The sequence below is a fragment of the Streptomyces sp. NP-1717 genome, assembly GCF_022695985.1.
GTDB lineage: Bacteria > Actinomycetota > Actinomycetes > Streptomycetales > Streptomycetaceae > Streptomyces.
Genome location: NZ_JAAPBF010000224.1, coordinates 1 through 11,795, shown reverse-complemented (window position 1 = coordinate 11,795; position 11,795 = coordinate 1). Strand labels below are relative to the sequence as shown.

The window sequence follows — 11,795 nt, the reverse complement described above, 5'->3', positions numbered from 1 at the left end:
GACACCGCCTCCAGGGGCGATGCCGAGCGCCCAGGTCCGCCGGTGGATCGAGATCAACGGCAACCGCCATCAGATCTCGCGCCCCACGCTGGTGCTGGGCCGCAGCACCGACGCCGACGTGCGGATCGACGACCCCGGCGTCTCCCGCCGGCACTGCGAGATTCGGACCGGAACGCCCTCGACGATCCAGGATCTCGGGTCCACCAACGGCATCGTGGTAGACGGACAGCACACCACCCGCGCTACGCTCCGCGACGGCTCGCGGATCGTCGTGGGCCAAACCACCATCGTTTACCGGCAAGCCGAAGGGTGAAGCGGGGGCAATGTCAGAGCTGACCCTGACGGTCATGCGGCTAGGTTTCCTAGCCGTTCTGTGGCTGTTCGTGATTGTGGCCGTCCAGGTCATTCGGAGCGATCTGTTCGGCACGCGTGTCACGCAGCGCGGCTCACGCCGCAACGCGGACACACGGCCGCCGCAGGGCGCCGCCCGCCAGACCCCCGCGCCGCCCGCACAGCGGCAGCAGGGGGGCCGCCAGCGCCGGGGGGCGCCCACGAAGCTGGTCGTCTCGGAGGGGATCCTCACCGGTACGACCGTGGCCCTCCAGGGACAGACCATCACCCTGGGCAGGGCGCACGACTCAACGATCGTGCTGGACGACGACTACGCGTCCAGCCGGCATGCCAGGATCTACCCGGACCGTGACGGTCAGTGGATCGTCGAGGATCTCGGGTCCACCAACGGCACGTATCTCGACCGGACCCGCCTCACCACGCCGACACCGATTCCGCCCGGCGCGCCGATCCGCATCGGCAAGACTGTCATCGAGCTGCGGAAGTAGTACGACAATGAGCGAGCGGAGCGAGCGAGCCGCGGCGGTCCCGACGTGGGACCGCAGGCTCCCGACCGGAGGGTGGGCAGTGTGGCTCGAGACCGGCTGGCGCCACATTCGGCTGGCGAACCGACAGGAGAGGCGCGCATGAGTCTTTCTCTGCGCTTCGCCGCCGGGTCGCACAAAGGCATGATCCGGGAGGGGAACGAGGACTCCGGCTACGCCGGTCCCCGGCTCCTGGCCATCGCCGACGGCATGGGCGGCCAGGCCGCCGGTGAGGTCGCCTCGTCCGAGGTGATCTCCACGCTCGTGCAGCTCGACGACGACGTGCCGGGATCGGACATCCTCACCTCGCTCGGTACGGCGGTCCAGCGCGCCAACGACCAGCTGCGCGTGATGGTCGAGGAGGACCCCCAGCTGGAGGGCATGGGCACCACGCTCACCGCCCTCCTGTGGACGGGCCAGCGCCTCGGCCTCGTCCACGTCGGCGACTCCCGCGCCTACCTCCTGCGCGACGGTGTGCTCACCCAGATCACCCAGGACCACACCTGGGTGCAGCGGCTCGTGGACGAGGGGCGCATCACCGAGGAAGAGGCCACCACCCACCCGCAGCGCTCCCTGCTGATGCGCGCGCTGGGCAGCGGGGACCATGTCGAGCCCGATCTCTCGATCCGTGAAGTCCGCGCGGGCGACCGGTACTTGATCTGTTCCGACGGTCTCTCCGGCGTCGTCTCGCACCAGACCATGGAAGAGACCCTGGCGAGCTACCAGGGCCCGCAGGAGACCATCCAGGACCTCATCCAGCTCGCCCTGCGCGGCGGCGGTCCCGACAACATCACCTGCATCGTCGCCGACGTCCTGGACGTCGAGTCCAACGACACCCTCGCCGGGCAGCTCAGCGACACCCCCGTCGTCGTCGGCGCCGTCGCCGAGAACCAGCAGCTGCACGCCGCCGAGAGCGACCCGTCGATGCAGACGCCCGCCGGCCGCGCCGCCGGTCTGGGCCGTCCCGTACCGCAGCAGCACCAGCCGCCTCAGGGGGGCTTCGGTCCGCCGGGCAGCGGCGACGGAGCCGGTTACGGCGGCATGCCGCCGGACGCCGGGTTCGGGGCTTACAGCGACGACGACTTCGTCAAGCCGCGCTCCGGCCGCAAGTGGTTCAAGCGGTCGTTCTACATCGTGCTCGCGCTGGCGGTCGTCGGCGGCGGGCTGTACGGCGGCTACCGCTGGACCCAGACCCAGTACTACGTCGGGGCCAACGACGAGCACGTCGCGCTCTACCGGGGGATCAGCCAGGATCTGGCGTGGGTCTCGCTGTCGAAGGTCGAAGAGGACTTCACCAAGATCGAACTCAAGTACCTGCCGCCTTACCAGCGCAAGCAGGTCGAGGACACGATCGCCGAGGGCAGCAGGGCCTCCGCGCACACCAAGATCGACGACCTGTCCAAGCAGGCCGCCGCGTGCAAGAAGGACGAACAGCGTCGTGAGTCCGAGCGCGCGGCGAACGCGATCACCGGCGAGGGCGAGGCCGGCGGTACGACCGGGACGAAGCCGCAGACCGGTAGCGACAGCACCATCTCCAAGCCAGAAGCGCTGAAAACAGCGACTCCCTCTCCGGGCCCCAGCCTCTCGGAGGAGGAGCAGAAGCTGGCCTCGAACTGCGGTAAGCAGTAGCCGGCCGTAGGGGGCCTTCACCACCATGAGCGTTGTCACCAACACGACCACCATCGGCGCGATCGAAGCACCGAGCCGCCGCAACACCGAGCTGGCGATGCTCGCCTTCGCCGTCGCCATCCCGCTCTTCGCGTACCTGAACGTGGGGCTGGCCCTCGACGGCACCGTGCCCAGCGGCATGATCGGGTACGGCCTGGGCATCGGGCTGCTGGCCGGTGTCGGCCATCTCGTGGTGCGCAAGTTCGCCCCGTACGCCGACCCGCTGCTGCTGCCGCTCGCCACGCTGCTCAACGGCCTCGGTCTCGTCCTCATCTGGAGGCTGGACCAGTCGCCCCGGCTGATCGCGCGCGCCACGAACCTGTACGGGTCGTTCTCACCGGACGCGCCCAAGCAGCTGATGTACTCGGCGATCGGTATCGCGCTGTTCGTGGCCGTGCTGCTGCTGCTCAAGGACCACCGCATCCTCCAGCGCTACACCTACATCTCCATGGCCGTGGCCCTGGTCCTGCTGATCCTTCCGATGTTCTTCCCGGCGAGGAACGGCGCGAAGATCTGGATCAGCCTCGGCCCCATCAACGTCCAGCCGGGAGAGTTTGCGAAGATCATCATCGCGATCTTCTTCTCCGGCTACCTGATGGTGAAGCGCGACGCCCTGGCACTGGCCAGCCGCCGCGTGATGGGCCTCTACCTGCCGCGCGGACGTGACCTGGGCCCGATCCTGATGGTCTGGGCCATGTCCATCCTGATCCTGGTCTTCGAGACCGACCTCGGTACCTCGCTGCTGTTCTTCGGCCTCTTCGTGATCATGCTGTACGTCGCCACCGAACGCACGAGCTGGATCATCTTCGGCCTCGTGATGTCGGCGGCGGGCGCGGTCGGTGTCGCCACGTTCGAGCCGCACGTCCAGCAGCGCGTCGAGTTCTGGCTCAACCCCTTCGCCCAGGCCACCTGGGACCAGAGCGAGCAGGTCGGCCAGGCGCTGATGTCGTTCGGCGCCGGCGGCACGCTCGGTACCGGGCTCGGACAGGGCAACTCCGACCTGATCGGCTTCGCGGCCAACTCCGACTTCATCCTCTCCACCGTCGGCGAGGAGTTCGGGCTCGCGGGCACGATGGCCTTCCTGCTGATCTACGGCCTGATCGTGGAGCGCGGCGTACGGACCGCGCTCGCCGCCCGCGACCCCTTCGGCAAGCTCCTGGCCATCGGCCTCTCCGGCGCCTTCGCCATCCAGGTCTTCGTCGTCGCCGGCGGCGTCATGGGCCTCATCCCGCTGACCGGTATGACGATGCCGTTCGTCGCGGCCGGTGGTTCGTCGGTGATCGCCAACTGGGCCCTGATCGGCATTCTCATCAGGATCAGCGACACCGCGCGCCGCCCGGCCCCGGCGCCCGCCCCGTCAACCGACGCCGAGATGACCCAGGTGGTCCGACCGTGAACAAGCCCCTGCGACGCATCGCGATCTTCTGCGGACTGCTCGTCCTGGCCCTGCTGCTGCGCACCAACTGGCTCCAGTACGTGGAGGCGGACGAGCTGAACAGCCACGAGCGCAACCGCCGCGTCCTGATCGAGCGGTACGCCAGCGAGCGCGGCAACATCGTCGTCGACGGCAAGCCCATCACCGGATCGGCGAAGACGGACGACACCGACTTCGCGTTCAAGCGGACCTACCTCGACGGCCCGATGTGGGCGCCGGTCACCGGTTACGCCTCGCAGGCGTTCGGCGCCTCGCAGATCGAGAACATCGAGGACGGCATCCTCACCGGCAACGACGACCAGCTCTTCTTCGACCGCACCATGGCGATGTTCACCGGTGACGAGGCCAAGGGCGGCAACGTCGTCACCACCCTCAACGGCGCCGCGCAGAAGGCCGCCTTCGAGGGACTGGGCAAGAAGAAGGGCGCCGTCGTCGCCCTGGAGCCCGGGACCGGCAAGATCCTCGCGCTGGCCTCCACCCCCTCGTACGACCCCTCCTCCTTCGCCGGCTACGGCGCCAAGGACGAGAAGTCCTGGAACAAGCTCGGCAAGGACGCCGACAAGCCGATGCTGAACCGCGCGCTGCGTGAGACGTATCCGCCCGGCTCCACGTTCAAGGTCGTCACGGCCGCCGCTGCGCTGGAGCACGGTGTCGTCGACGACATCAACGCCAAGACGGACTCCCCGCTCCCGTGGACCATGCCGGGCACGACGACGGAGCTGGTGAACGAGGGCAACATCCCCTGCAAGGACGCGACGCTCAGGGAAGCGCTGCGGGTCTCCTGCAACACCGTCTTCGGCAAGCTCGGCTATAACGTCGGCAAGGACAAAATGCTGGAGACCGCGAAGAAATTCGGTTTCAATCAGGAGCAGTTCGTCCCGGTCCGCGCCAACGCCTCGATCTTTCCCGAGGAATTGAACGATTCGCAGACCGCGCTCTCGTCCATCGGTCAGTTCGACACCCGTACCACTCCGCTCCAGATGGCCATGGTCGCCTCCGCCGTCGCCAATGACGGCAAGCTGATGAAGCCGTACATGATCGACCAGCTCGAAGCGCCGAACCTGGACGTGATAAAGAAGACCGAGGCCGAGGAGATGGGCCAGCCCCTCAGCCAGGAGCACGCGCAGATGCTCCAGGAGATGATGGAGACGGTCGTCGACGAGGGCACGGGCAGGAACGCGCAGATCCCCAACGTGACCGTGGGCGGCAAGACCGGTACGGCGCAGCACGGCGAGAACAACAGCAAGAACCCGTACGCCTGGTTCATCTCCTACGCCAAGGGCGAGAACGGGTCGCCGGTCGCGGTCGCGGTCGTCGTCGAGGACAGCGACGCGACCCGCGACGACATCTCCGGCGGTGGTCTCGCGGCCCCGATCGCCAAGGACGTCATGAAGGCCGTGATCGACAGCAAGAAGTAGTCGGGACATTCCCGTGGTGGCCCGGACAGCTGTGGAAGCTGTCCGGGCCATTTCCGGTCCGGGCGGCGGAGCGTCCTACCGATAAACGGCGGGCTCCCGATTGCGGCGGGAAAAGTTTCCCCATACATCGAACCCGGTAGGGCACAGCCGCGGAATTCCGGCACCGTCCGAATTCGGGTACCCGTGCCGCACCGTGACCCGTCTCACCACCAGCACGCCGAGCATTTGCGCCCGATATGTGACCATTCAAGTACCAGTCCTGTATCAGCTACCAGGGACGGTCGGACCGGATGCGGCGTGCCCGGTAGCGTATGCGCGAACAGCACACCGCCGGACCGCACACCGGTGCGGTCGGGACAGACGGAGAGGGCTGGAACAGTATGGAAGAGCCGCGTCGCCTCGGCGGCCGGTACGAGCTGGGCTCGGTGCTCGGCCGTGGTGGCATGGCCGAGGTGTACCTCGCGCACGACACCCGGCTCGGCCGCACCGTCGCTGTGAAGACGCTGCGGGCCGACCTCGCCCGCGACCCGTCCTTCCAAGCCCGGTTCCGCCGTGAGGCCCAGTCGGCCGCCTCGCTCAACCACCCCGCGATCGTCGCCGTCTACGACACGGGCGAGGACTACGTCGACGGGGTGTCCATCCCGTACATCGTGATGGAGTACGTCGACGGGTCGACCCTGCGTGAACTCCTGCACTCCGGGCGCAGACTCCTGCCCGAGCGCACGCTGGAGATGACCGTGGGGATCCTCCAGGCGCTGGAGTACTCGCACCGCGCCCAGATCGTCCACCGCGACATCAAGCCGGCCAACGTCATGCTGACGCGCACCGGCCAGGTCAAGGTCATGGACTTCGGCATCGCCCGCGCCATGGGCGACTCCGGCATGACGATGACCCAGACGTCCGCGGTCATCGGCACCGCGCAGTACCTCTCCCCCGAGCAGGCCAAGGGCGAGCAGGTCGACGCGCGCTCCGACCTGTACTCGACCGGCTGTCTGCTCTACGAGCTGCTGACGGTGCGCCCCCCGTTCATCGGTGACTCACCGGTGGCCGTCGCGTACCAGCACGTACGGGAGGAGCCGCAGGCGCCGAGCACCTTCGACCCCGAGATCACGCCCGAGATGGACGCGATCGTACTGAAGGCCCTGGTCAAGGACCCGGACTACCGCTACCAGTCCGCGGACGAGATGCGCGCCGACATCGAGGCATGCCTCGATGGCCAGCCCGTCGCGGCCACGGCGGCGATGGGCGCGGTCGGCTACGCGGGCGGCTACGGCTCCGACGACCAGCCCACCACGGCGCTGCGCGCCACCCCGCCCGGCGGCGGCCAGACGTCGATGATGCCGCCGGTCAACCCCGACGACGGCGGCTACGGCAACTACGACGACCGTCCCGACCGGCGCCGGCAGAAGAAGTCCAACACCTCGACAATCCTGCTGGTCGTCGCGGGCATCCTGGTGCTCGCGGGAGCCATCCTGATCGGCAAGGCGGTCTTCGGCGGCGACTCCGGCGGCTCGGAGCGGATCGCCGTGCCGCAGCTCGTGGGGGAGACACTGAAGGACGCCAGAGTGCTGGCGGGCAACGCGTCGGTCGAGGTCGCGCAGTCCGGGACGGAACGCTGCGACCAGCCCAAGGGCGCCATCTGCTCCCAGACCCCCGCGTCCGGCGGAGAGATGAACCAGGGCGACACCATCCAGGTGGTCGTCTCCGAGGGCGCGCCGAAGGTCCAGGTGCCCGACGTCGCCGACGAGACCGTCGAGGACGCGACGAAGACTCTTCAGGACGCCGAGTTCAAGGTCGAGACCAAGCAGGTCGAGAGCGACCAGGACCCCGGAACGGTCGTCTCGCAGAAGCCGGCCGGCGGTTCCGAGGCCGAGAAGGGCGCGACTGTCACGCTCTCCGTCGCCAAGCAGGCGCAGGAGACGGTGCCGTCCGTCATCGACCAGACCTTCGACGCGGCGAAGAGCCAGCTCGAAACGCTCGGCTTCACGGTCGCGCGTACCGAGGTGGACTCCGAGAAGCCGGCGAACACCGTCGTCGGCCAGACCCCGGAGGGCAACGCCAAGGCGCCCAAGAACAGTCAGGTCACGCTCCAGGTCTCGAAGGGGCCGGCGCAGCCGGAGAAGGTCCAGATCCCCGGTGACCTCACGGGCAAGACAGTCGCCGAGGCAAAGGCCCAACTGGAGGGCCTGGATCTGGTGGTCGCACTGGCGCCGAACTCGCCGGGCGACCCGAACGCGCGGGTGATCGGAACCAATCCGCCCGGTGGCCAGCCGGTCGACAAGGGCAGCACGGTGACGCTGTTCGTGGCCCCCGTGGGCGGGAACAATGGGGGCGGCGGTGACAACGGAGGCTTCATCGGTGGTCCTGGCAACTCCCGGGGCGACGACTGAGGCCGGCACCTCCTGAAGAGGTGAAGAAACCGCTTCACCTTGGATCCAAGGTGAAGCGGTTTCCAACCTCATCGCCATGGGCGTGTGACTGAACGTGGACGGCATGGTCCGGACAGCCGGGCGTAGAACGGCTGTCCGGCTGCTGGTTATCCGGACCGTGCCCGTTTGGCAGTTCGGAGCTGCGGTTAGGCGAGACAGGTAGACCCGGCGGCACGTCCTCCAGTCGCTCTGATCTGGTCGCGCCAGCGGGGATAGCCGGATTCCTCCAAGAGGCGCATCAAGTCCACTTCGGCGTTGGTGAGATGGGCGCCCCGCTAGGAGACGGAGTGCCCGTTGTTGGGTGGGGTTGTGACCCTTCGTGGGTACTGACGCAGTGTCGCGGCGTGTACCTCACAGTGGTCGGCCGAGATCGACGCCGCACTGGCCCAAAGCCGGACGCACCCTCTCGTGAACCGAGTGCCTGACCGCACGAGCTACCCAGTCCAACGAACGCGGCCCCCGGCGGCAACACCTGGACGTCGTTACTCATCCCCCGACGCGTCATCGCCGACCCTGAGGCCAGGGGCCGCCCGCCCATCAACGTCAGTGGTACATGCGCAACTCACCCCCGGGCCACCTCAGATTAAGATCTCCGCCAACCGCCGCAGGCCCGGATCTGTACAACCCTTTCTGCCTACTCAAGGGCGCGCCTGCAGTGCACCGGGCATCTGGCGTCCTCTGCCGAGCTGCGACGGTCCGCCGGTCCCGGCCGAACGGCCGGTGACGGCAACACCGTGCCGCCGCCGAGCAGTGGAAAGGCGTCCGACAGCCATGAACTGACGCGTCGTACTTGGTTTGCACCAGCGTCCACGCAAGGCGGCCAAGTCCGGCCCCGTGTCCCCTGCTTGCCGCGGCGGACAATGCCGCCAACAACGCGAACCTGCCCCGGGTACTCGCCGTCGTGGTGATCGGTCATGGCAGCCACGGCGAGGCTGGCGAAAACTGCATGCTCGGCATTCAGCCCAAATGGCGAACTTGTTAATATTGCAGATTTAACACCACAAGAAAATATATAACCCATATCAGCTTACCCATGAACGTATATCCCGGCTATAACCATACAAAAAGGCACTCTTGACAAACCGTCAGATGTTTCCGATCATTACCTCACCCAAAGAAAGGAATTGATCAAAAAATGAAGAGAACCTGGATGCTGCTGACATCCCTATTGCTAATTTTGGGCGGCGGGATGATATCCGCACCAGCAGCAAGTGCAGCCGGTTACGGTTGCAGCGGGTCCCTGATCGACACGTACAATGTTTCCACCTCAGGGGGAACAAAGTACGGAGAAATTCAGCTCTACTACAGCACCGCCAATGGCGGGACTAACTGTGCGGTAACGGTCGACACATACTTTGGCTCTTCCGTGAAGAAGCCCATAAGGATTCACATTATTCGCTGCGAAGCTTCCGCGCCGCCTGGTGCTTATTGCGCAGCGAGCGGTGGCAGCGTACAGGATTGGGACAGCTACTACACTTACGCCGGTCCTGTCTCAGTCACGTCGATGAGTGGACGCTGCGTCCGCCTTTCGGGAGGGGTTACCAACCCGAATAACACCACGGTGGCCGCTAACCGCGACACCGGCGCTGTTCACTGCGGATGAAAATCGTCAGGCAAGAATTCCCCCCTGCCGATTGAACTGGAGATCAAAAGATGGCTAGCAGACTTCGACTGATTCGACCGACGCGAATCTTCTAGTCCGTCGTAGCCGGGGGTAGCCAAGTTCCATGCTTCGGGCAGCCATCATAGGGCGAGCCTCTAAGTACAGGAATCAACCGGCCGCAAACGTAGAACTGATTGCGACCAGATTCCATCAGTAGCCACACAAGAGGTCCCGGAAGCTGTTGCTGCCGGGACCTCTTGTGTGGCTCGACACCATTCAGAGGACGGGAAATCTCCTTTGACCGCCCACACCGCAACAGCACCTTGGTATCCGAACTTTACGCGAAGGCTTCTGACCACTTCGCATGCCCAAATTCTCATCTACGCCCAGCGCCCGCAGAAACGCAGCGCGGCTCCGTGCCACGACTCAGGCTCCGCCTTGCAACCGGGCCACCGAACGCCACCAGATGCCCTTTCAGTGGCGATCACTGATTCACCATCAGTGCGTGAGAAGTGCTCTGAAGAGGGTGGCGGGTGCCTTCGCGTCACATCCGCACGACTCGACTCAGCCCAGCTCCGGCGGCTTCGTCCGGTCGCCGTCGACCTTCTCCGTGCGCTCCAGCTCGGCCCACACGATGTAGCGGTAGTCGGACGTGTAGACGGGCGTGCACGTCGTGAGGGTCAGATAGCGGCCGGGCTTCTTCTTGCCCGACTCCTTGGGGACCGGCCGGAGGACGTCCACGTTGTACTTCGAGGTCTTCGGGAGGTCCTTGAAGACCTTGTAGACGTACCAGGTGTCCTTCGTCTCGAAGACGATCGAGTCACCGGTCCTGAGCTTGTGGATGTTGTGGAACTTCGCCCCGTGCCCGTCGCGGTGCGCGGCCAGCGAGAAGTTCCCCTTCTCGTCCTCGGGCAGCGCGGACTTCACCGGGTCGGTGTAGTAGCCGGCGACGCCGTTGTTGAGGGACTTGGGGTCCGTGCCCTTCTTCACGAGGATCTCGTCGCCGCTCATCGCGGGCACGTGCAGGAAGCCGATGCCGTTCTTCACGTCCAGGGCGCCGGGGCCGCCACGGCCGTGGGCCCAGCCGTCACGTACCTCGTTGCCCTGCTTCGTGGCCTCGCGGTCGGCCAGGACGTTCGTCCACCACAGCGAGTAGACGACGAAGAGACCGAGCACCAGGCCCGCGGTGATGAGCAGTTCACCGAAGACGCTGACGGCGGCGGCGGCACGTCCGCGCCGCGGTCGGGCGGGCGCGGGAGCGGGCTCGGGCTCGGAGTCCGAGGATTCGGGCCCCGACGGCCCGGGTTCGGAGGGCCCGGGTTCCGGACTCCCGGACGCGGGCTCGGCCACCCCGGTTGTCGCGGATGTATCGTTTTTTCCGTCTTCTCCGGGTGTGCTCGCACGCCCGTCGTCGTGCCCTGTTCCCGCTGCCACAGCACCCGTCCCCTGGTCCCTGGTCTTCGCCGCGATCCGTTCAGCCGACGAGAGCGTCGGGCTTTCCCTTGCCGCGTGGCCGTTCCTCAACCATCTTGCCCCACACGATCATTCGATACGTACTGGTGAATTCCGGCGTACACGTGGTCAACGTGATGTATCTCCCGGGCTCCGAGAATCCGGAACCGGGCGGCACGGGACCGATCACACCGATGTTCGACGGGGCGGTCTGCGGGAGGATGCTCGCCATGTCGTACGTGAAGTAGGAGTCCTGCGTCTCCACGACGATCTTGTCGCCGGGCTCCAGGCGGTTGATGTACCGGAAGGGCTCACCGTGGGTGTTGCGGTGTCCGGCGACCGCGAAGTTGCCCTGCTTGTCGGACGGCATCGCCGTCTTGAGCCGGCCCTCCGAGTAGTGGCCGACCATGCCGCGGTCCAGGACCTTCGCCTTGTCGATTCCCTCGGCGATCGGAACGACCACGTCGAGCTTGGGGATGTGCATGATCGCGAACCCCTGGCCGGGCTCGAAGGCTCCGGGCTGACGGCCCTTCGCCCAGCCGTCCTGGATCTTGTCCGTCTCCTTGCCCGCGTACAGATCGGCCTGGATGTTCGTCCACCAGAGCTGGTACGTGACGAACAGCAGCATCAGCACACCGAGGCTGATGAAGATCTCGCCGACCGCGCGGCTGAGGATCACTCCCGGACTGTCCTTGAGAGCACGGGCCGCACGCCGCGCCTCGACGCGGGAGAGGGGCCTGGCGGGCGCTGAGGCGTCCGGTGCGCTCCCGGGGCTCCCCGGGCCCTCCGAGCGCCTACGGCCGCGTCCACGGCCCCCCTTGGCCGCCTTACGCCGCTCGGCACGGCCCCCGACAGCCGGTTCGGGCGGCGCCGGGCGCACCGCGTCCGCCGCGCCGGATTCGGAGACGGTCGGCA

9 protein-coding genes are annotated in these 11,795 nt (G+C 66.7%); 7 read left to right on the top strand and 2 right to left on the bottom strand.

The window, feature by feature from the left end:
• The 7 genes from GXP76_RS29735 to GXP76_RS29705 all read left to right on the top strand — a co-directional run.
• Positions 1 to 313: FHA domain-containing protein (locus GXP76_RS29735; RefSeq protein ID WP_242574716.1), on the top strand; the 313-nt coding region annotated here is incomplete at its 5' end.
• Positions 314 to 323: 10 nt separating this feature from the next.
• The gene (locus GXP76_RS29730; RefSeq protein ID WP_189106163.1) at positions 324 to 839 is read left to right on the top strand and encodes an FHA domain-containing protein; all 516 of its coding nucleotides are present in this window, start codon (positions 324 to 326) and stop codon (positions 837 to 839) included.
• Positions 840 to 977: 138 nt separating this feature from the next.
• Positions 978 to 2,504, top strand: coding sequence for a Stp1/IreP family PP2C-type Ser/Thr phosphatase (locus GXP76_RS29725; RefSeq protein ID WP_242574715.1), 1,527 nt, complete (start codon positions 978 to 980; stop codon positions 2,502 to 2,504).
• A gap of 25 nt (positions 2,505 to 2,529) precedes the next feature.
• Positions 2,530 to 3,939: an FtsW/RodA/SpoVE family cell cycle protein gene (locus tag GXP76_RS29720; RefSeq protein ID WP_242574714.1), complete on the top strand. Its 1,410-nt coding sequence runs from the start codon at positions 2,530 to 2,532 to the stop codon at positions 3,937 to 3,939.
• Entirely contained in the window at positions 3,936 to 5,396 is a 1,461-nt protein-coding gene (locus GXP76_RS29715; protein WP_242574713.1) for a penicillin-binding protein 2, read from the top strand. The genes GXP76_RS29720 and GXP76_RS29715 overlap by 4 nt, the downstream gene beginning before the upstream one ends.
• A 380-nt stretch (positions 5,397 to 5,776) precedes the next feature.
• Entirely contained in the window at positions 5,777 to 7,786 is a 2,010-nt protein-coding gene (gene pknB, locus GXP76_RS29710) for a Stk1 family PASTA domain-containing Ser/Thr kinase (RefSeq protein ID WP_242574712.1), read from the top strand.
• A gap of 1,174 nt (positions 7,787 to 8,960) precedes the next feature.
• Positions 8,961 to 9,428 carry a hypothetical protein gene (locus tag GXP76_RS29705; protein ID WP_242574711.1) on the top strand — a complete coding sequence of 156 codons (468 nt, stop codon included), beginning with the start codon at positions 8,961 to 8,963 and terminating at the stop codon, positions 9,426 to 9,428.
• A 564-nt stretch (positions 9,429 to 9,992) separates the two neighbouring features.
• Here GXP76_RS29705 and GXP76_RS29700 read toward each other — a convergent pair.
• Positions 9,993 to 10,778, bottom strand: a complete 786-nt coding sequence (locus GXP76_RS29700; protein ID WP_308354220.1) for a class E sortase — start codon at positions 10,776 to 10,778, stop codon at positions 9,993 to 9,995.
• A 124-nt stretch (positions 10,779 to 10,902) separates the two neighbouring features.
• The coding region (locus GXP76_RS29695; RefSeq protein WP_242574710.1) for a class E sortase at positions 10,903 to 11,795 on the bottom strand (893 nt) is incomplete at its 5' end.